Genomic DNA, 20721 nt, shown 5'->3' on the forward strand with positions numbered 1-20721 from the left:
AGCCGCTGCTCACGGGTTCGTGCCGCGAATCTGATGGGTACGGTCGTCATATGCTTGAGCGCATTCACGAGATATCGGGAGTCTTGCTAAGTGCGGACGGATATCTTGACGATTTCTGGCCGAATTTCCGGAACATTGATGACGTGTTCTGGAAACTCCAGCGTATTCAGCGCTTCGAGGCCGGGGAGCCAAGCTGGCTCGCGATGATGGACTGCGACTGGGAACGCTCGCTCAAGCTGGTCGACGACACGGGCGACGAGGGCCGGGGCAGGGCCTACCCCTGCCGGCGGATCCGGATCGTCGAGCAACCCGTCACGCCGTACCTGCAGTGGGAGATGCACGTGCTGGCGCTGCGGGTGGGGGTGGCCGAGCAGGTGCGGGTGCTCGACGCGGCGGAGGTGTCCGACCTCGAGATCGACCGGCGCCTGCCGGAGCTCGTCGTGCTGGGGTCGTCCGTCATGTACGAGGTGACGTACGACGCCTGCGGGACCCACAGCGGTGCGAGGCGGATTGACGACCCTGATGTGATCGCGGCGTGCCGGGGCGAGCTCGACAAGCTGTTCGCGGCCGGGGAGGACTTCCGGGCCTATTACGAGCGGGAGATCGTGACGATGCCGGCTCCCCGGGTGACGACCGTCTGAAGCCGCCCCGGGTGACGACCGTCCGTCACAGGGGGAGGCCGCCGGTGGCGGAGTTGGTGGAGCCGGTGGCCCGGTAGGCGGCGATGGTGCGTTCGGCGATGCGCATCTGGTGGATCTCGTCGGCGCCGTCGGCGAAGCGGGCCCAGCGGGCGTGCTGGAACATACCGGCCAGCGGCGTGTCCGTCGAGTAGCCGAGCGCCCCGTGCACCTGGATCGCCCGGTCCACGATCCGGTTGAGGCTGTTGGCCACGAAGTGCTTGGCCATCGACACCTCCGTACGGAAGTCCTCACCCTTGTCGATCTTGGACGCGGCGTGCAGGACCATCAGCTTGCACTGGTACAGCTCCATGGCCGAGTCGGCGATCATCCACTGGATGCCCTGCTTCTCGGCCAGCAGCGAGCCGTGGCTGTAGCGGTTGAGCGCGCGCTCGACCATCATGTCCAGGGCCGTCTCCGCCTGGGAGATCCAGCGCATGCAGTGGGCGAGCCGGGCCGGGCCCAGGCGGTACTGGCCGAGGCGGTGGCCGTTGCCGCGACCGCCCAGGATCTGGCTGTCGGGCACGCGGAGATCGGTGATGACGATCTCGCTGTGGCCCGTGGAGCCGTGCATCGTCTCGACCTCGCGCACGTCGTTCCAGCCCGGGTCGGGGAGGTCGATGAGGAAGGCGGTGTTCGCGCCGCGCGAGCCCTCGGGCACGTCCGGCTCCGTCCGCGCGATGAGGATCGCGAAGTTGGCCCGGCGCGCGTTGGAGATGAACCATTTGTGGCCGTTGATCAGCCACTCGTCCCCGTCCCGGACGGCCGTGGTGCGGATCAGGGTGGGGTCGGAGCCCGCCACCTCCGGCTCCGTCATGGCGAAGCAGGACATCTGCGTGCCCTCCAGCAGCGGCCGCAGGTACTTCTCCTTCTGCTCGTCCGTCGCCCAGTGCAGGAGGGTGTGCATGTTGCCCTCGTCCGGGGCCATGCAGTTGAGCACCCACGGCCCGACGCGGGTCTTGGCCGCCTCCGACTGCACCATGGCCAGCTCGACGTGGCCCAGCCCCATGCCGCCCCACTCCTTCGGCATGTGGGGCAGCCACAGCCCCTCGGCCTTGGCCTGGGAGCGGAGCCGGAAGATCGTACGCAGGTAGGCGTCCCGGTCGGCCTCCTTCACCTCCTCCATGGCGGGAATGACGGTCCCCTGGATGAAGGCGCGGACCCGCTTGCGGATCTCCTCGTGCTCGGGAGCGAGGGTGAAGTCGATGGCCATACCCGCCACCGTGTCACGGCCGGCGGAGCGGCGTGAAGGCCCAGGACATGCGCGGCTCCACGGCCCAGTGGAAGAGCTTGCGCACCGGCGGCGTGCAGAGCAGGGTGGCGGCGGCCACACCGAGCAGGATCGACAAAGGCACGCCCAGCTCGAACCGCTCGGCGACCTTGACCACGAACCCGTGGAGCAGGTACGCGTACATGGTGGCCGAGCCCAGATCGCTGAACCACGTGTGCCGCGCCGGGGTCACCGCGAGAAATGCCGCCACCAGCACCGCCCCGGCCACCAGCAGCCCCAGCCGCACGGCCGTGCCGGTGAGGTCGTCCACGTGCAGCGCCGAGTTGGACAGCCGCCATCGGATCCACTCCGTCGGCACCTGGTCGTGCACGAGCAGCGCCGCCGCCAGCCCCAGCCCGAGCGTCAGGAAGCCGGTCAGCCGCATGTACGGCCTGCGCAGCCACGCGAAGTGCTCCGGCTTGAGCATCAGCCCGAGCACGTAGAACGGCAGCAGCGCGAACGTCCGGTTCATGGCCAGCTCGTCGGGCAGCGCGCTCATCCCGGTCAGCAGCGACAGCACGACCGCGACCGCCAGCGGCCACCTGAGCTGCTGCCACACCGGCGTCGACAGCCGCCAAAGGAACAACGACAGCAGGAACCAGGTCAGGTAGTACGGATCCAGCAGGGTCAGCTCGAACTTCCCGTACAGGATCAGCCGCGGCAGCGAGTACGCCACCTCGAAGATCAGGTACGGCACCGCCAGCGTGGAGATGAGCTTGCGCGCCTTCCCCGCCGAGAACGTGAACCGGCGCGACAGATAGCCGCTCAGCACGATGAACAGCGGCATGTGGAAGACGTAGACGTAGAAGTAGAGCGCGTGGGCGATGGGGTGGTCCCGCTGGTCCTCGATGAGGTGACCGCACACCACGAGCAGGATGGCCAGGTATTTGGCGTTGTCGAAGAACGGGTCCCTGGCGGTCACGGACCGGGTGTCCAGGGCTACGGGAGCAGTCACAGATCACGCACCCTAGCCACCGAACGCGTAACCGCCAGGAAACGCCGAGTGAGGGCTTACCGAAGGGCCGGTGTCGCTTCGCGTACCGTGTCCGCCAGCGCGGACGCGGCGGCGGCGTCGAGCCTGCCGTCCACCACCGCCGTCACGACCCGCCTGGTCAGCGTGTCCTCGACGACGAGCGGCCGGTCCCAGGCCAGCGCCTGCCCGACCCCCGGATAGTGCTCGACCCGTACGAACCACGGGTCGCCGTCCGACTGCACGAAGACGAGCGTCCAGTCCCGCCCCTCCGGCGTGGTGCCGGACAGGCCGACCCAGGGGTCGCGGCTGCCGTGCACGGCCTCCTCGTCCCCGGGGAGCGCGATCCGGGCGGTGGAGGTGCCGGGGGCGCGCCAGAAGAAGCCGCCGTACCCCGCGCCCACGCGCCCCTTGGTGGCCGAGCTCCGGACCTCCAGCGGCGCGCCGGTGAGGTTGGTGAGCGTGAACGCGAAGTCCAACGCCCAGAAGTCCCCGAACGGCCGGGCCGTCACGGTCCGCTCCTCGCGCGCCACCACCCGCCCGCCGGGCCCCGCCCACTCCAGGTGCTCGACGAAGCCGGAGTCGTCGAGCCGGGAGAACGACAGGTGCCGCTGAGCGCCGTGATCGTCCAGCCAGGCGGGCCCCTGGTCCTTGACGTACGTGCGGCCGCCCCAGAAGTTCGCCCCGCCCAGGTCGGAGATCGCCACCCCGACCCCGAGGTGGTGCACGTGGTCCTCGGGACGCACCTCGGTGACCTCGACGCCGCCCAGCGTCCGCACCCCGTGGAGGTAGGGCCGCGGGGAGTCGGTGGCCGGCAGGTCGGGCCGCAGCTCGTACGAGGCCACCGCCCGCCCGGAGGCCAGCAGCTCCACCCGGGTCCAGGGGACGTCCAGCTCCGAGTAGAGCGACAGCGTCTCGGCGCTGCGGGCCGTCACGTCGGCGACACCCGGCAGGAACCGGTGCGTGACCTCGCCCGACGCGGCGTCCCGCTTGACGTCCTGGTAGCGCTCCGGGATCGGCAGCGGCTCGGGAGCCAGCCGCACCGCGTCCAGCACCTGCGTGAACGTCTCCGTGGCGGACAGCGGCACCATCAGCTCGGCGCCCGTGCGGACATGGTCGATGAGGTTCTCCAGCAGGTCGGTGCGCTCGTACGCGGTCGTCGTGACCGTGCCGTCCGGCAGCTCGACCTTGAGCCGGTCCTGCGTGTAGACGAGCGTGGCGCGGCCCGCGTCGCCGTGCACGACCAGGTACGGCTCGCTCCGGCCGGTCGCGCAGAGCGTCACCGCGATCGTGATCACGAAGCCGTCGTCGAGACGGATCCGCAGGCAAGACGTGTCGTCCGACTCGATCGGATGGGCGTGGTAGAGCTCGGCCTCGATCTCCGCGACAGGGCCGTCCACCAGGGCGAGCGCGGTCGCGACGGCGTGCGCGAACGGGTTCGTCAGCGCGCCGTCCACCACGTCCACGCCGTCGAGCCGGCGCTTGCCCGACCAGGCCGACCTGGTGAAGTAGGACGAGGGCCGCTCCCAGGCGCCCGCGCCGCCGATGCCGCGCACGCGCCCGATGGTGCCGTCGGCGATCAGCGAGCGCAGCGCGGGGACCGCCGCCGAGCCCAGCGACTGGAAGCCGACCTGGCAGGCCAGCCCCGTCTCCGCCACCGCCGCGGTGATCCGGGCGTGCGCGGAAGGGCTCGCCGCGGGCGGCTTCTCCAGCAGCACGTGGGATCCCGCGTGCAGAGCGGTCACCGCGAGGTCGGCGTGCGTGTGGATCGGCGTGCAGATGACCGTGATCTCCGCGCCGGTCTTCGCGAGCAGCTCGCCCAGGTCGGGCGACTGCAGCGGCGAGCCGAAGTCCACTTCGACGGGCACCACGTCGCAGATCCCGGCCAGCTCGATCAGCCCCTGGTCGGCCAGCCTGCGCAGATTGCCCAGATGGTGCCGCCCATGGCCGTGCGCACCAGCGAGTACCACCTTCATCGCGACCACCTCAGTCCGAGCCCCGCGTGCGCGCCCGCCCGCAGGACCCCGTCGGAAATCTGCACCGGGTACGGCTCCGCCAGCAGCCCGAGGGCCGCGAACGAGGCGTCCTCCACGTCCTCCGCCATGACCGGCAGCGGCAGGGCCAGCGCGAGCTGCCCGGACACCTCGCTCAGCAGATGCGGATAGACCGGCACGTCGTACGTCCTGGCCAGCTCCACGATCCGCAGGAACGGCGTGATCCCGCCGACCCGCACCACGTTCGGCTGGACGATGTCGCACGCCCCGGCCGCGAGCAGGTCACGGAAGCCGTAGGTGGTGTAGACGTTCTCCCCGACCGCCACCGGCACGTCGATGGAGCGCCGCAGCTCCACGTGCGCGGCCACGTCGTCGGCGGGCAGCGGCTCCTCGATCCAGTGCAGCCCGAACTCCCGCAACGCGGAAAGAGCCCGCCTGGCCCGGTGCAGGTCCCACCGCTGGTTGGCGTCGATCATCAGCAGCCGGTCGGGCCCGATCACCTCGCGCACGGCGGCCACCCTGGCCACGTCCTCCGCCAGGTCGGGCCGGCCCACCTTGATCTTGACCCCCCGGTACCCGGCCGCCACCCAGCGCCGCGCCTGCTCCACCAGCTCCTCCAGCGGGTAGTGCAGGTTGACGCCGCTTCCGTAGACCGGGACCTCGTCACGCCGCCGGCCCAGCACGTCGGTCAGGCCGCTGTCACCGCAGCGCAGGTCCCACAAAGCCAGGTCGATCCCGGCCAGCGCGATCGTCGTGATCCCGCCGGGCCCCGCCTCGCGCAGGTGCCGCCACAGCCGGTCCCACACCACCTCGGGGTGCGCGGGCAGCCCGATCAGCGCCTCCCGCAGGTCGTGGTCGAGCAGCGCCCGCACGGCGTGCGCCCCGATCTGCGGCGTCCACGAGAACCCGGTGCCGGTCCGCCCGTCCTCCAGCGTGACCTCGCACACGACCACGTGGTTGGCCGGCACGTCCGCGCCCCAGGGCCGCGGCAGCGGGGCCGTCCGCAGCGAGGTACGCAGGTCGGCGATCGTCATGACGCGGCCAGCTCCAGCCCCGTCTTGATCAGCGCCTCCAGCTCCTCCAGGTGCTCGTCGGTCGGCTCGACCAGCGGCGGGCGGACGGCGCCCACGTCCAGGCCGCGCAGCCGTACCCCGGCCTTGACCAGGGCGACCGGGTAGCCGGGGACCTTGCCGCGCAGCCGTACGAGCGGGGCGTAGAACCCGGTGAGCAGCCGCTCGTCACCGTTCAGATAGGCCAGCGCGATCTCCGGCGCGAACGCGAACACCGCGCTGGAGTACAGCTCCACGCCGATGCCCCGGTAGGCGGGCATGGTCAGCTCGGCCGTCGGCAGCCCGTTGAAGAACAGGAAGTCCGGGTACACCTCCCGCACCGCCAGCACGATCCGCTGCATCCGGTCGATGTCGCCGACGCCGTCCTTGAGCCCGATCACCCCGGGGATCCCGGCCAGCTCCACCACGGCCTCCGGCTCCAGCACCACGGAGCCCCGCTGGTAGACGATCACCGGCAGCTCCGCGGCCACCGCCGCCACGTAGGCGGCGAAGCCGTGCCCCGGCCCCTGCGCCAGGTACGGCGGCATGAGCAGCAGCCCGTCGGCGCCCGCCTCGCGAGCCGCCCGCGCCTGGTTCAGCGCCGTGCCGAGCGGGCCGCCCGCGCCCGCGAACACCGGCACCCGCCCGCCCACGACCTCGGCCGCCACCCGCACCGCCCGCGCGTGCTCGGCCTCCGACAGCGCCGAGAACTCGCCGGTTCCGCACGCCACGAACACGCCGCCGGGACCGTGCTCCATGCCCTGCCGGATGTGCTCGGCCAGCACCTCCTCGGCGAGCCGGCCGTCGGCGTCGAAGGGGGTCACGGGGAAGAACAGCACACCGCTCAGGTTCATTCAGCATCCTTCAGTTCGGTACGCCAGCTCCGCTTGGGCTGCCAGCCGAGCAGGCGCTCTGCCTTGGTGATCGAGAAGGCGGGGGTGGTGCCGGTGAGACCGGCGGCGAACGGTTCGGTGCCGGGCACGACCTGGGGCAGCAGGTCGGCGAGCGGCTTGCGGGCCAGCGCGTCCGCGGCCCCGGCGAAGAACACCTCGCCGTTGGGCAGCTCGGGCAGCGCCGCGGCCAGCACCGTGATCATGTCGGCGCAGTCACGGGCGTCGATGTAGTTGAACAGCGAGACCCCGCCCAGCTCCGGCCGGTCGAGGCGCTCACGTACCGTGTGGCCCGACTGGGTGGGCGCGCCCGCCCACTCCTCGGGCGGGATGACGAAGCACGGCCTGATCGCGGCCATCTTGGTCGTCCCGGCCAGCGCGAACGCCTTCATGGTCTGCTCTGCCGTGACCTTGGACAGGTTGTACGCGTTCCACGGGCGCACCGGGTGGTCCTCGTCGATCGGCAGGTACGCGGGCGCCCAGCCGCCGGGGGCGCCGTACCCGATGACGGTGGGGCTGCTGGCCACCACCACGCCCGGTACGCCCAGCGCGACGGACGCCTCGCAGACGTTGAACGCGAGCTGGGTGTTGACCTTGAAGATCACCGATTCCGGGAGGCTGAACGGGGTCGCGATCGCGGCCAGATGGATCACGGTCTCGGGCCGGAACCTGGCGATGACCTCGAAGGTCTCGCCCGTGTCCGTGAGATCGGCCGGTAAGGCCATCGCGGCCTCGGATGGCGTGCCGGGCGTTCGGTCGACGCCGATGACCTCGTGCCCGGCCGCCGCGAGCGTGGTGACCACGCTACGGCCGAGGCGTCCTGCGCTTCCGGTGACGAGGACTCTGCTCACCGTGAGGGCTCCTTCAAGACTGCAAACAGTTGCACTAAACCTTTGTGTCCTCAGGGCGAGGTCGTCAAGGGGTGATTTCGCCCCCCTCGCTGGAGCAGGGGTTTCCTGATGCAACGGGGCGGCAAGCGCTTTCATGGTACTCAGGGATTCTGCAAGCGGTTGCGTTAGGGTGGGCGACTGTGACAGTGACGATTCGTGATGTGGCCCGGGCTTCCGGTGTCCATGTATCGACCGTGTCGCGGACGTTCTCCGCACCGCACATGGTGAACGCGGCCACCCGTACCAGGGTGCTCACGGTGGCCGAGGAGCTGGGATACCGCCCCAACCGGGCGGCCAGGGCGCTCACGACGGGCCGCACCCACAACCTCGGCCTGATCGTGGCCGACATCGCCAATCCGTTCTTCCCCCCGCTGATCAAGGCGGCCCACTCGGCGGCCAGGCAGCGCGACTACCACCTGTTCGTGGCCGACACCGACGAGGAGGCGGCCACCGAGGAGGAGCTGGTGCAGGCGTTCTCCAAACAGGTGGACGGCCTGGTGCTGTGCAGCCCGCGCTCGTCCAACAAGGCGCTGGAACGGCTGGCCGCGCGGGTGCCGTTAGTGGTGATCAACCGGCGGCTGCGCGGCGCCGCCACGGTCCTGATGGACGTCGGGCACGGGGCCAGGCTGGCGGTCGAGCACCTGACCGGGCTCGGGCACCGCCGCGTGGCGCTCGTGTCGGGCCCGGCCGGCTCGTGGACCAGCGCGGAGATCCGTACGGCCGCCGAACAGGTGGAGGGTGTCGAGCTGATCGTCATCGGCCCCAACGCGCCCACCGAGCGGGGCGGGCTCGCCGCCGCGCGGCGGGTGCGGGACTCCGGGGCGACCGGCGTGCTCGCCTACAACGACCTGGTGGCGATCGGGCTCATCGAAGGGCTCGGTGACCTGGGGCTGAGCGTGCCGCGGGACGTCAGCGTGATCGGGATCGACGACATCGTCTCCGGACGGCTGAACCGCCCCAAGCTCACCACTGTCGCCATGCCCACCGCCGCGGCCGGCCGGCTCGCCGTGGATCTGCTCATCCAGGAGGTCACGGCCACCACCTCGCTGGAGACGCGCCTGGTGATCAGGGACTCCACTGCTCCGCCACGGTAGCGGGTCGGCTGCAAACGGTTGTACTAACTGAGCAGCGAATTCATCTGACTTCTCGGACGGGCAGGCTCTCTACCTGGGAAAACGTCGTAACGATATATCGGTAACGGCTATGTAACGTCTGCAAAGGGTTGACGTAACTTTCCCGCCAGCTATAGGAAAGCGCTATCCATTCACATCTCGCCGGAAGGTCCGTGAATGACGAATGAGTTCCGTCATGGCTGACACGGTGGCGGTGAAGACCCGAGCCCCGCGCGAACCGGCCACGCAGGCCGGCGGAGGCGGACCCCGCTCCCTGCGCGCCCGCCGCGAGGCCAGGGCCGCCTACCTGTTTCTGGCGCCCTGGTTCGTCGGCCTGCTTGTCATCACGGTCGGCCCGATCATCGCCTCGCTCTACCTGTCCTTCACCGACTACAGCCTCCTCAAGGAGGCCAAGTGGGTCGGGCTGGACAACTACATCAAGATGTTCACCGAGGACGAGAGGTTCATGTCCTCGCTGAAGGTGACCACGATCTACGTGGTCGTGTCGGTCCCGCTGCAGCTGGCCTTCGCACTGGGGCTGGCCCTGGTGCTCGACCGGGGGCTGCGCGGGCTGTCGTTCTACCGCTCGATCTTCTACCTGCCCTCGCTGCTGGGCGGCAGCGTCGCGATCGCGATCCTCTGGCGCAAGGTCTTCGGCGCCGACGGCCTGGTCAACGCGGCGCTGTCGATCTTCGGCATCCAGGGGCCCGGCTGGGTCGGCGACCCCGACACGGCGCTGGGCACGCTGATCCTCCTGCACGTGTGGACGTTCGGCGCCCCGATGATCATCTTCCTCGCCGGGTTGCGCCAGATCCCCAGCAGCTATTACGAGGCGGCGGCGGTGGACGGCGCCGGGACGCTGCGCCAGTTCCGCTCGATCACGCTGCCGCTGCTGACGCCGATCATCTTCTTCAACCTCGTGCTCGAGGTCATCAAGTCGTTCCAGTCGTTCACGCAGGCGTTCATCGTCAGCAACGGCAAGGGCGGCCCGGCCGACTCCACCCTCTTCTACACGCTCTACCTCTATCTGAAGGGGTTCAAGAGCTACGACATGGGCTACGCCGCGGCGATGGCGTGGGTCCTGCTGCTCATCATCGCCGCCCTGACCGGAGTGAACTTCCTCGCGTCTAAGTATTGGGTCTTCTATGGCGACACCAAGTAGGCCGCTCCCGGTGCTGTTCCGCCCTCTCAAGGGCGGGCCGGTGGTCAAGCACATCCTGCTGATCGGCTTCGGCCTGGTCATGCTCTATCCGCTGCTCTGGATGATCTCCAGCTCGCTCAAGCCGGAGGAGCTGATCTTCCGGGAGCCGGGGCTGTGGCCCAGCCAGGTCACGTTCGAGAACTACACCGAGGGCTGGACGGCGCTGAAGCACCCCTTCGGCTACTACCTGTGGAACTCCGCGGTCGTCACCGCGCTGTCCGTGGTGGCCAACCTGGTGGCCTGCTCGCTGGCGGCCTACGCCTTCGCCCGGCTGAACTTCCCGCTGAAGAAGCTCTGGTTCGCCATCATGCTGGGCACGATCATGCTGCCCCACCACGTCGTGATCGTGCCGCAGTACATCATGTTCTCGAAGCTCGACCTGATCAACACGATCTGGCCGCTGGTGATGCCCAAGGTGCTGGCGACGGACGCGTTCTTCGTCTTCCTCATGGTGCAGTTCATCCGTACGCTGCCGAGGGAGCTGGACGAGGCGGCCGAGATCGACGGAGCGGGCTATTGGCGCATCTTCATCAGAGTGGTCATGCCGCTCTGCCTGCCCGCGCTGGCCACGACCGCGATCTTCACGTTCATCTGGACGTGGAACGACTTCCTCAGCCAGCTCCTTTACCTCAACAACCCGGACAACTTCACCGTCCCGGTCGCGCTGCGCACGTTCCTGGACGCCAGCAGCGACTCGCAATGGGGACCCATGTTCGCCATGTCGATCATCGCGCTCGGTCCCATCTTCGGCTTCTTCCTGGCCGGCCAGAAGTACCTGATCCGTGGCGTGGCCACGACGGGGCTGAAGTAGCTCCATCCACCCCCCAACAAGAGGAAAACCCCTAGGAGGTAGAGCCGTGAGCTCTGGCAAGAAGGTGTGGTCGGCGGCATTGCTCGCCACCGCGATGCTGGCGGTCACCGCGGCCTGCGGCAGCGGCAGCGGCGGCGAAAGCGCCGATGGCAAGGTCAAGCTGCGCTTCTCCTACTGGGGTAGCGCCGCGCGACAGCAGATGACCGAAGAGGCGATCAAGAAGTTCGAGGCCAAGAACCCGACCATCGACGTCGAGGGCGAGTTCTCCGACTTCGCGGCATACTACGAGTCGCTGTCCACGAAGGTCGCGGCCAGTGACGCGCCGGACGTCATCACCCTCGAGATCCGCGGCCTGCGCGAGTACGCCGACCGCGGCACGCTGGCCGACCTGGCCAGCTCGGTCAACACCGGCGACATCGACCCCAAGGTGCTGGCCACCGGCGCCATCGACGGCAAGCAGTTCGCCATCCCCACCGGCGTCAACGCCTTCTCCCTGGTCGTCAGCCCGACCGAGCTGGAGGCCGCGGGTCAGAAGCTCCCCGACGACACCAAGTGGACGTGGGACGACTACGTCAACCTGGCGTCGAAGGTCAGCGAGAAGAGCGCCGGGAAGATCTACGGCACGCAGCAGAGCTTCAACCCGGCCTACCTCCAGATCTTCGCCGCGCAGAAGGGCGAGCCCTTCTACAACGGCAACAAGATCGGCGTCTCGCCCGAGACGATCAAGGCCTGGTGGGCCACTCACCAGAACCTGATCAAGACCAAGGGCTCGCCCGACGCCGCCAAGACCGCCGAGATCGGCGCCCAGAGCGTGGACCAGTCGCTGCTGGCCACCGGCACCGGCGCGATGGGCATGTGGTGGAGCAACCAGCTCGGCGGCATCGCCAAGAAGTCCGGCAAGGACGTGGACCTGCTCCGGATGCCGAAGCTGCCGGGCGCCACCACCGGCGGCATGTTCCTGCAGCCCGCGATGTTCTACACCGCCTCGTCGAAGTCCGAGCACGCGGCCGAGGCCGCCAAGTTCATCGACTTCATGATCAACGACCCTGAGGCGGGCGGGATCATCCTCAGCGACCGCGGCCTGCCGGCCAGCTCCAAGGTGCTGGCGGCGGTCAAGGACAAGCTGCCGCCCACGGACAAGAAGACGCTGGAGTTCCTCGACAAGGTCAAGGGTGAGCTGGCCGACCCGCCGGCCGCTCCGCCGAAGGGCGCCAGCGCCATGGAAGACATCCTCACGCGCTACTCCGAGGAGGTCCTGTTCGGCAGGATGACCCCCGACGACGCCGCGCAGAAGTTCATCACCGAGGCCAACGCCTCGATCGCAGGCTAAAGGAGAGACATGAAGTACGCGTTCGTCGGGCTCGGGCATCGTGCGCAGATGTATGTCGACGCGCTGCTCGGGGAGTGGCGCGACGCCGGCACCATCGTCGCCCTGTGCGACACGAACCGGACCCGCATGGACTACTACGTCGAGCGGATCGGTCACGAGGTGCCGCGCTTCGCGCCCGATGAGTTCGACAAGGTGCTCGAGCTCGCCGACGCGGTCATTGTCACCACCGTCGACGCTACCCACGCCCGGTACGTGTGCGCGGCGCTCGACGCCGGGCGCGACGTCATCGTGGAGAAGCCGCTGACCGTCGACGCCGAGGGCTGCGCGGCCATCGCCGAGGCGGCCGAGCGCAGCAGCGGCAAGCTGATCGTCACGTTCAACTACCGCTACTCGCCGCGTAACTCGGCCGTGCGCCGCCTGCTGCAGGAGGGCGCGATCGGCCGGGTGACGTCCGTGCACTTCGAGTGGACGCTCGACACCATCCACGGCGCCGACTACTTCCGCCGCTGGCACCGCGAGCGGATCAACTCGGGCGGGCTGCTCGTCCACAAGTCCACCCACCACTTCGACCTGGTCAACTGGTGGCTGGCCGCCGCCCCGCAGACCGTCTTCGCCCAGGCCGACCTGCGCTTCTACGGCTCGGAGAACGCCCGCGAGCGCGGCGTCACCGACCGTCCGGTGCGGGGCCAGGGCGCCCCGGGTCTCGGCACGGACCCGTTCATCCTGGACATCTCCAAGGACCCCCGGCTCAAGCGGCTCTACCTGGACGCCGAGCACGAGGACGGCTACCTCCGCGACCAGGACGTCTTCGGCGACGGGATCACCATCGACGACACCATGTCGGTGATGGTCCGCTACACCAACGGCGCCGTGCTCACCTACGCGCTGAACGCCTACGCGCCCGCCGAGGGCTACCGGGTGGCGTTCAACGGCACGGGCGGGCGGCTGGAGCTGGAGGTCGTCGAGCGGGCGTGGACCCCGCCGCACGCGGCCATCGACCCGAGCTCCGCCTCCAAGAAGCACAAGGCCGACTCCTGGGAGAAGCTCACCCTGCACCGCCACTGGAGCGAGGCGGAGGAGGTGCCGATCGAGAGCGGCGCCGGCGGCCACGGCGGCGGCGACCGGCTACTGCTGAACGACGTCTTCCGCGGCCCCGGCGACGACCCGCTGGCCCGGCAGGCCGGCTACCGCGACGGGATCCGCAGCGTGCTGACCGGCCACTCGGCCAACGTGTCGGCCGCGACCGGCGAGCCGGTGCACCTGGTGGACGACGGCACGCGTGTTCGCTGAGCTGGCCGAGGTCGCCGCCGCGCAACTCGGGCCGTACCCGTCTCTTCCGGGGCCCGAGCTGCGGCGGGCTGCGCGTGCCGCGATGGGGGTGCTCGACCTGGCCGCCGGTGACGTGCGGGTCGAGCGCTCGTGGACGGACGGTGACCTCGCCGGGGAGGAGCTCTCCTGGTCGGTGGGGTTCGGGCCGCGCACCCACGCCTACCTCCTGCGTCCCAGGGACGCGGCCGGGCCGCTGCCCGGGGTCGTGGCGCTGCACTGCCACGGCGGGATGAAGTGGGTGGGCAAGGAGAAGATCGCCGACGGCCCCTCCGTGCCTTCCCCTGGGCCATCCCTCGAGGTCCAGCGGGTCCGCGAGCGGCTCTACGGCGGTCGCGCGTACGCCAACGAGCTGGCCCGGCGCGGGTTCGTGGTGCTGGCCCCCGACGTGCTCACCTGGGGCAGCCGCCGCTTCCCGCTCGGCGTCGACGAGCCCGGCCCTTACGACGCGGCGGCCAGGGATCACGAGCACGTGGTCGCCAAGTACTGTGCCGCGCTCGGCACGTCCTTCGCGGGCGTGGCGGCGGGCGAGGACCTGGCCGCGGCGGCGTACCTCCGATCGAGGCCCGACGTGGGCACCGTCGGATGCGTCGGGCTCTCCGGCGGCGGCCTGCGGGCCGCGCTGCTCGGCGCGTTCGACCCTGACATGCGGGCCGTCGTGGTCGCCGCGATGGTCTCCTCCTACCGCGACATGATCGACGGGTACGTCGAGAAGCACACCTGGATGCTCTGGCCGCCGGGGCTGCCGCGCCTGGGCGACTGGCCCGACCTGGTGGCCGCCCGCGCGCCCGAGCCGCTCATGGTCCAGTACGCCCTGCGCGACGAGCTCTTCCCCGAGCCGGGCATGCGCCGGGCGCACACCATGATCGAGGAACGTTATCGCGAGGCTCCTGACGCCTACGAGGCGGTGTGGGCAGACGTGCCCCACAGCTTCGACGTGACCAGGCAGGAGCAGGCCTTCGACTGGCTGGCTCAGCGGTTGAAGGCCTAGGAGAATGCCGCCGCCCGGGACCTGCCCCCGGGCGGCGGCGCTCTGCGTTCATTGGCCGAGCCAACTCGGCGGTCTGAGATGGATGTCCTCGCTTCGCTGCGGATCCATCTCAGCGGTTAGTTCCCCGACTTCCAGGTGGCGATGAGCTTGTCGTAGTCGAGCGTCTCCGGCTTGCCCCGCTCGTCGGCCAGCTTCGGCGCGGGCGCGCCCGGCTGGTCGAGCCAGTACTGGGCGGGCCGCTCCGGGTTCAGCTTCGGCGCGCAGTTGCCGCCGTAGCCGCGCCGCTCCAGCCGGGCCAGGATCTCGTCCTGCTGCTTGGCCAGGTTGTCCATCGACTGCTGGGCGGTCGTCTCACCGGTCACCGCGGTGGCCACGTTCTGCCACCAGAGCTGGGCGAGCTTGGGATAGTCGGGAACGTTCGTCCCGGTCGGGGTCCACTGCTTGCGGGCCGGCGAGGCGTAGAACTCGATGAGCCCGCCGTACTTCTTGGAGTTCTCGGAGAAGAAGTCGCTGCGGATGTCGGAGTCGCGGATGAACGTCAGGCCCTTGATCGACTTCTTCAGCGACACCGACTTCGACGTGACGAACTGCGCGTACAGCCAGGCCGCGGCCCGGCGGTCCTGCGGCGTGTTCTTGAGCAGCGTCCACGAGCCGGCGTCCTGGTAGCCGAGCTTGTTGCCCTGCTTCCAGTAGGCGCCGTGCGGGCTCGGCGCGATGCGCCACTTGGGTGTGCCGTCGCTGTTGACGACCGGCAGGCCCGGCTTGGTCATGTCGGCCGTGAACGAGGTGTACCAGAAGACCTGCTGGGCGATGTTGCCCTGCGCCGGGACCGGGCCCGCCTCGCTGAAGTTCATGCCCGCGGCCTCCCGGGGCGCGTACTTCTTCAGCCAGTCCACGTACTTGGTGAGCGCGTAGACCGCCGCGGGGCCGTTGACGTCGCCGCCGCGGGTGACCGATGAGCCGACCGGGCGGCAGTTCTCGACTCTGATGCCCCATTCGTCCACCGGCAGGCCGTTGGGGATGCCGGGGTCGCCGTTGCCCGCCATGGACAGCCAGGCGTCGGTGAAGCGCCAGCCCAGCGACGGGTCCTTCCTGCCGTAGTCCATGTGGCCGTAGACCTTCTTGCCGTCGATGGTCCCGTTGCCGTTGATCTTGTTGGTGAAGAAGTCGGCGATGTCCTCGTAGGCCGCCCAGTTGACCGGGACGCCCAGGTCGTAGCCGTACGCGGCCTTGAACTGCTTCTTGATCTCCGGGTCGGTGAACCAGTCGTAGCGGAACCAGTACAGGTTCGCGAACTGCTGGTCGGGGAGCTGGTAGATCTTCTTGTCGGGGCCGGTGGTGAAGCTGATGCCGATGAAGTCGTCCAGGTCGAGCGTGGGCGAGGTGACGTTCTTGCCCTCGCCCGCCATGTAGTCGGACAGCGGGAAGACGTAGTCGCCGCGCGAGTGGGTGCCGATGAGGTCGGAGTCGTTGACGTACGCGTCGTAGATGTTCTGGTTGCCCTGGATCTGGGTCTGCAGCTTCTCGATGACGTCACCCTCCTGGATCAGATCGTGCTTGATCTTGATCCCGGTGATCTCGGTGAACGCCTTGGCCAGTGTCTGAGACTCGTACTCGTGGGTGGTGATCGTCTCGGAGACCACGTTGATCTGCATGCCCCGGTACGGCGCCGCGGCCTTGATGAACCAGTCCATCTCCGCCAGCTGCTGGTCCTTGGACAGGGTGCTCGGCGTGAACTCCTCCGTCACCCACCGCTGCGCCGCGGCCTTGCCGTCGGACTCCTTGAAATCACTCGTGGGCTTCTTCGCGCCCTGCGTGCAGCCGGCCACTACCAGGACGAGCGCGGCCAGACCTACCGCCGCGGACCTGCCTGCCCGATGCCTCATCGCTCGGCTCCTCCTCTGTTAGCCCCATATCCCGATCACGACCGCCACCAGCAGCGCGCAACCGAGTGCGAGCCACATGGACAGGTCGGTGACAGCTATCCAGCCGGCCAGCACGACGGCCGCGCTGATCAGGCCGATGTAGAGCCGGTCGCCACGGTCGGTCTCGATGCGCAGGAAGCCGCGCCTGGCCACGGGAGGGGAGACGCGGGCCCAGACCGCCATGACGACCAGCAGCAGGGCGAGCCCGGCGAACACCAGGGCCGTCGGGACGGTCCAGACCATCCACTCCAGCATCCCTAGACCCTCCCCATGGTGAATCCCTTGGCTATGTAGTTGCGGACGAACCAGATGACGATCGCGCCGGGCACGATGGTGAGCACGCCCGCCGTCGCCAGCAGCGCCCAGTCCACGCCTGCCGCGCTCACCGTCCGCGTCATCGTGGCGGCGATCGGTTTGGCGTTCACCGAGGTGATCGTCCTGGCGATCAGCAGCTCGACCCAGCTGAACATGAAGCAGAAGAACAGCGTCACGCCGATCGCGGACCGGATCATCGGCAGGAATATACGAATGAAGAAACGCGGCAGCGAATAGCCGTCGATCGCCGCGGTCTCGTCTATTTCCCGGGGAATTCCCGACATGAAGCCCTCGAGTATCCACACGGCGAGCGGCACGTTGAAGAGCATGTGCGCGATGGCGACGCCGAGGTGCGTGTCGAAGAGCCCGACACTCTGGTAAATCTGGAAGAACGGCAGCAGGAACACCGCCGGCGGCGCCATGCGGTTCGTCAGGAGCCAGAAGAACAGATGCTTGTCCCCGGCGAAACGGAACCGCGAGAACGCGTACGCCGCCGGCAGCGCCACGACGAGCGACATCACCGCGTTCATCGAGGTGTAGATGATGGAGTTCAGATAGCTCGAATACCAGGAGGAGTCGGAGAAGAAAGTGGCGTAGTTGTCGAACGTCACGCGCTGCGGGATGAGCGAGAAACTGCCGAGGATGTCCTCGTTCGGCCGGATCGACATGCCGAACATCCACAGCAGCGGCAGCATCAGCGTGGCCACGTACAGCCAGAAGACCGTCCGTGCCCAGGGCAGTCGCCGCTCGGTGCGCCTGGCCATCGGGTCACCTCCCCGACCTGGTCAGCACGGTGAAGAAGACGTAGCAGAGGATCTGCACGATCAGGAAGTAGAGCAGCGAGAACGCGCCCGCCGGGCCCAGGTCGAACTGCCCGACCGCGATCTTCGACAGCAGGATGCTGAGGAACGAGGTGGCGTTCCCCGGGCCGCCGCCCGTCACCACGAACGGCTCGGTGTAGATCATGAAGCTGTCCATGAACCTGAGGAGGATCGCGATCGTCAGCACCCCGCGCAGCCTGGGCAGCTGGATGTGCCGGAACGTGGCCCACGCCGACGCGCCGTCGATCTGCGCGGCCTGGAAGTACGGCTCCGGGATCGAGCGCAGGCCCGCGTAGGCCAGCAGCGCCACCAGCGGTGTCCAGTGCCAGATGTCCATGACCAGGACCGTGATCCAGGCGTCCGTGGAGTCCAGCGTGTAGTTGAAGTTGATCCCGAGGACGTTGTTGATCGTCCAGCCGCCCAGCCCGATGTCGCCGCGGGCGAAGATCTGCCAGATCGTGCCCACCACGTTCCACGGGATGAGCAGCGGCAGCGCGACCAGCACCAGCGCCACCGACACCCAGAAGCCGCGGCGCGGCATCACCACCGCGAGCGCCACCCCGAGCGGGATCTCCAGCAGCAGCACCTGCGCCGAGAACAGCAGCGTCCGCACGAACGCCGAGCGCACCTCAGGGTCGCGCGAGATCGAGCGGAACCAGTCCAGGCCCACGAAGATCCGGTCATTGGGGTTGAAGACGTCCTGCACGGAGAAGTTGACCACGGTCATCAGCGGGATCACGGCGGTGAACGCCACCGACACGACCACCGGCAGCACCAGCAACCAGGCCCGGTTGTCCTTCCGCTTCAGGTCCGCGGCCCGCGGCTCCTCCTGGACCTCGGTCACGCCGTACCCCTTCCGTTCAAGGGCGCGAGGGAGCCGCACCTGACCTCGTCCCGGAACAGGAACGTCCGGTCCGCGGGGAAGTGGAGGAACTCGACCGAGTCGGGCCGGTAGGGCGATCCCGCCTCGGTCCTGGCGATCATCGGGTGCTCGCCGACCCTGGCGTGGACCAGGTCGTACGCGCCCATCCGGTCGATCCCGGTCACCGTGGCCGGCACGCCCGGCGACCGGCCCGCGCCGGTGATCTCGACGAACTCGGGGCGCACCCCGATCCTGACCGGCCCGGGAGGCAGCTCACCGGAGACCTGGCCGACGTCCGCCTGACCGACGCGTACGACGTCGCCGACGATCTCGGCCGGCAGCATGTTCATGCCGGGCGAGCCGATGAAGTGCCCCACGAACTCGTGCGCCGGCGACAGGAACAGTTCGGCCGGCTCGCCTGCCTGCACGATCGCCCCGTCGTTGAGCACCACGACTTCGTCGGCGAACGTCAGCGCCTCCGTCTGGTCGTGCGTGACGTAGACGAGCGTGTGGCCGGTGTCGCGGTGGATCTCTTTGAGCTTGCTGCGCAGCGTCCACTTCAGCGCCGGGTCGACCACGGTGAGCGGTTCGTCCAGCAGCACCGCCGCCACCTGGGAGCGCACCAGGCCGCGGCCCAGGCTGACGATCTGCTGGCGGCCCGCGTCCAGGCGGCGCGACCTGCGGCCGAGCAGGTGGTCGAGGCCGAGGAGCCGGGAGACCTGGCGGACCCGCTCGTCGATCTCCTTCTTCGGATATTTCCGGTTCCGGAGGGGGAAGGCGAGGTTGTCGTAGACCGACATCTCCTCGTACAGGACCGGGAACTGGAAGACCTGCGCGATGTTGCGGCCCGAGGTGGGCACGTCGGTGACGTCGCGGTCGTCGAAGAAGATCCGGCCCACCGTGGGGGTGAGCAGGCCGGAGATGATGTTCAGGAGTGTGGTCTTGCCGCAGCCGCTCGGGCCGAGCAGCGCGTACGCCCGGGAGCTCTGCCAGGTCCAGGTCATCGGCTTGAGCGCCCAGGTCTCGCCGCCGTCGTAGCTGTGGCCCACGCCTTCCAGACGGATGTCAGCCATGCAGGTCGACCTCCGCGGCGCTGGTGGCGAGCAGGCGCCCGCCGTCCTCGTCGAAGACGAAGACGTGGGCCGGGTCCACGTACGCGACCGCGGACTCGCCGGGCGTGAACAGCCGGGTGCCCGTCAGGTGCGCGACCAGGTGCACGCTCCCCTGCAGGAGGAGGTGCACGAACGTCGCGCTGCCGGTCACCTCGGCCAGCCTGATCTCGGCGGGCAGCTCCAGCGCCCCCGGTCCGGCGCGCTCGATGCTCACCTGGTGGGGACGGATGCCGAGCATGACCTCGCGGCCCGACGCGTGCGCGCGGGGCGCGGGGAACGACGTGCCCAGGACCTCGATCCGGCCGTCGCGTACGACGCCGGGCAGCAGGTTGAGCGGGGGATCGCTGAGCGTGGCGGCCACGGCCAGCGTCGGCGGGTGCGCGTACATCTCGGCCACGTCGCCGACGTGCTGGATCCTGCCCTCGCCCAGGACCACGGTCGGGGCGGCGAACGTCAGCGCCTCGTTCGGGTCGGCCGTGGAGTAGAGGACCACGCCGGGGGAGTCGGCGAACATGGTCTTCAGGTCGGCGCGTAACTGCTCGCGGAGCTTGAAGTCCAGGTTGGCCAGCGGCTCGTCGAGCAGCAGCAGGTCCACGGGGCGGGCCAGCGCCCGGGCGATGGCGGTGCGCTGCTGCTGGCCGCCCGACAGCTCGGCGGGGCGGCGGTCGAGGAGCCCCGCGATGCCCATGAGCTCGGCGACCTCGCGCACCCGGCGGTCGATCCCCGCGCCCCGGAACTTCGGGTCGAGGCGGAGGGGAGAGGCGATGTTCTCGTGGACGGTCAGGGACGGGTAATTGATGAATTGCTGATAGACGAAGGCGACCGAGCGTTTCCGCACCGAAATCGCGGTGACGTCTTTTCCGTCGACCACGACGCGGCCCGAATCCGGCGGTAACAGTCCGGCGGCGACGCGCATCAATGTCGTTTTTCCCGCGGTCATCGGGCCGACGAGTGTGGTCATTCCGTTGGATAATTCCAGGCGAACGTCGTCAAGCCAGGTCTCCCCGCGCTGCCGTACGAAGACGCCATCGAGAATCAGCGTCACTGTGCCGGTCCTCTCTGCTCGCCTCCATCTAACATGATCTGTAACTGTGTGCAAAGAGGGCATGTGGTGTTACTGTGCAGAATGTGACGGATGAGTAATCACGATTCGATGTCGGGACAGCCGTGAACGG

19 protein-coding genes are annotated in these 20721 nt (G+C 69.0%); 7 read left to right on the top strand and 12 right to left on the bottom strand.

Going from position 1 to position 20721, the window contains the following annotated elements; all coding sequences use genetic code 11:
- Positions 1-50 precede the first annotated feature (50 nt).
- Positions 51-641, top strand: a complete 591-nt coding sequence (locus tag ACIHFD_RS53460; RefSeq protein ID WP_397373459.1) for a DUF6879 family protein — start codon at positions 51-53, stop codon at positions 639-641.
- Between the two features lie 25 nt (positions 642-666).
- On the opposite strand, the gene ACIHFD_RS53465 is transcribed toward ACIHFD_RS53460, so the two are convergent.
- Genes ACIHFD_RS53465 through ACIHFD_RS53490 form a run of 6 tightly spaced genes read right to left on the bottom strand, consistent with a single transcriptional unit; the run spans position 667 to position 7701 of the window.
- Positions 667-1890 carry an acyl-CoA dehydrogenase family protein gene (locus ACIHFD_RS53465; protein ID WP_397373460.1) on the bottom strand — a complete coding sequence of 408 codons (1224 nt, stop codon included), beginning with the start codon at positions 1888-1890 and terminating at the stop codon, positions 667-669.
- Between the two features lie 13 nt (positions 1891-1903).
- Positions 1904-2902: an acyltransferase family protein gene (locus ACIHFD_RS53470; protein WP_397373461.1), complete on the bottom strand. Its 999-nt coding sequence runs from the start codon at positions 2900-2902 to the stop codon at positions 1904-1906.
- 56 nt (positions 2903-2958) lie between these two features.
- Positions 2959-4893 (bottom strand): DUF6807 family protein, encoded by a 1935-nt coding sequence (locus ACIHFD_RS53475; protein ID WP_397373462.1) that lies wholly within the window; start codon positions 4891-4893, stop codon positions 2959-2961.
- On the bottom strand, positions 4890-5945 hold the full coding sequence (locus tag ACIHFD_RS53480; RefSeq protein WP_397373463.1) for a mandelate racemase/muconate lactonizing enzyme family protein: 1056 nt from the start codon (positions 5943-5945) through the stop codon (positions 4890-4892). The genes ACIHFD_RS53475 and ACIHFD_RS53480 overlap by 4 nt, the downstream gene beginning before the upstream one ends.
- Entirely contained in the window at positions 5942-6814 is an 873-nt protein-coding gene (locus ACIHFD_RS53485) for a 5-dehydro-4-deoxyglucarate dehydratase (RefSeq protein ID WP_397373464.1), read from the bottom strand. The genes ACIHFD_RS53480 and ACIHFD_RS53485 overlap by 4 nt, the downstream gene beginning before the upstream one ends.
- Positions 6811-7701 carry an NAD-dependent epimerase/dehydratase family protein gene (locus ACIHFD_RS53490; protein WP_397373465.1) on the bottom strand — a complete coding sequence of 297 codons (891 nt, stop codon included), beginning with the start codon at positions 7699-7701 and terminating at the stop codon, positions 6811-6813. Before ACIHFD_RS53490 ends, ACIHFD_RS53485 begins: the two co-directional genes overlap by 4 nt.
- A 179-nt stretch (positions 7702-7880) precedes the next feature.
- Here ACIHFD_RS53490 and ACIHFD_RS53495 point away from each other — a divergent pair, with 179 nt between their 5' ends.
- From ACIHFD_RS53495 to ACIHFD_RS53520, 6 genes are all read left to right on the top strand, one after another.
- Positions 7881-8834 carry a LacI family DNA-binding transcriptional regulator gene (locus ACIHFD_RS53495; protein ID WP_397373466.1) on the top strand — a complete coding sequence of 318 codons (954 nt, stop codon included), beginning with the start codon at positions 7881-7883 and terminating at the stop codon, positions 8832-8834.
- Between the two features lie 214 nt (positions 8835-9048).
- On the top strand, positions 9049-10014 hold the full coding sequence (locus ACIHFD_RS53500) for a carbohydrate ABC transporter permease (RefSeq protein WP_397373467.1): 966 nt from the start codon (positions 9049-9051) through the stop codon (positions 10012-10014).
- Positions 9998-10864 carry a carbohydrate ABC transporter permease gene (locus ACIHFD_RS53505; RefSeq protein WP_350728615.1) on the top strand — a complete coding sequence of 289 codons (867 nt, stop codon included), beginning with the start codon at positions 9998-10000 and terminating at the stop codon, positions 10862-10864. Before ACIHFD_RS53500 ends, ACIHFD_RS53505 begins: the two co-directional genes overlap by 17 nt.
- A 46-nt stretch (positions 10865-10910) precedes the next feature.
- Positions 10911-12194 (top strand): extracellular solute-binding protein, encoded by a 1284-nt coding sequence (locus ACIHFD_RS53510; RefSeq protein WP_355191186.1) that lies wholly within the window; start codon positions 10911-10913, stop codon positions 12192-12194.
- Between the two features lie 9 nt (positions 12195-12203).
- Positions 12204-13484: a Gfo/Idh/MocA family protein gene (locus ACIHFD_RS53515; protein ID WP_397373468.1), complete on the top strand. Its 1281-nt coding sequence runs from the start codon at positions 12204-12206 to the stop codon at positions 13482-13484.
- Positions 13474-14511: a dienelactone hydrolase family protein gene (locus tag ACIHFD_RS53520; protein WP_397373469.1), complete on the top strand. Its 1038-nt coding sequence runs from the start codon at positions 13474-13476 to the stop codon at positions 14509-14511. The genes ACIHFD_RS53515 and ACIHFD_RS53520 overlap by 11 nt, the downstream gene beginning before the upstream one ends.
- Before the next feature lie 116 nt (positions 14512-14627).
- On the opposite strand, the gene ACIHFD_RS53525 is transcribed toward ACIHFD_RS53520, so the two are convergent.
- The 6 genes from ACIHFD_RS53525 to ACIHFD_RS53550 all read right to left on the bottom strand — a co-directional run bounded on the left by ACIHFD_RS53525 (position 14628) and on the right by ACIHFD_RS53550 (position 20654).
- Positions 14628-16397, bottom strand: a complete 1770-nt coding sequence (locus ACIHFD_RS53525) for an ABC transporter substrate-binding protein (RefSeq protein WP_350728619.1) — start codon at positions 16395-16397, stop codon at positions 14628-14630.
- An 18-nt stretch (positions 16398-16415) separates the two neighbouring features.
- Positions 16416-16691 carry a DUF2160 family membrane protein gene (locus tag ACIHFD_RS53530; RefSeq protein WP_350728620.1) on the bottom strand — a complete coding sequence of 92 codons (276 nt, stop codon included), beginning with the start codon at positions 16689-16691 and terminating at the stop codon, positions 16416-16418.
- Between the two features lie 2 nt (positions 16692-16693).
- Entirely contained in the window at positions 16694-17446 is a 753-nt protein-coding gene (locus ACIHFD_RS53535; RefSeq protein ID WP_378525702.1) for a carbohydrate ABC transporter permease, read from the bottom strand.
- A 73-nt stretch (positions 17447-17519) separates the two neighbouring features.
- Positions 17520-18416, bottom strand: a complete 897-nt coding sequence (locus tag ACIHFD_RS53540; protein ID WP_364244379.1) for a sugar ABC transporter permease — start codon at positions 18414-18416, stop codon at positions 17520-17522.
- A complete protein-coding gene (locus ACIHFD_RS53545) occupies positions 18413-19507 on the bottom strand; it encodes an ABC transporter ATP-binding protein (RefSeq protein ID WP_355191196.1) in 1095 nt (364 codons plus the stop codon). Before ACIHFD_RS53545 ends, ACIHFD_RS53540 begins: the two co-directional genes overlap by 4 nt.
- Positions 19500-20654 carry an ABC transporter ATP-binding protein gene (locus tag ACIHFD_RS53550; protein WP_355191198.1) on the bottom strand — a complete coding sequence of 385 codons (1155 nt, stop codon included), beginning with the start codon at positions 20652-20654 and terminating at the stop codon, positions 19500-19502. Before ACIHFD_RS53550 ends, ACIHFD_RS53545 begins: the two co-directional genes overlap by 8 nt.
- Positions 20655-20721: the final 67 nt, after the last annotated feature.

The sequence above is a fragment of the Nonomuraea sp. NPDC051941 genome (genome assembly GCF_044593615.1).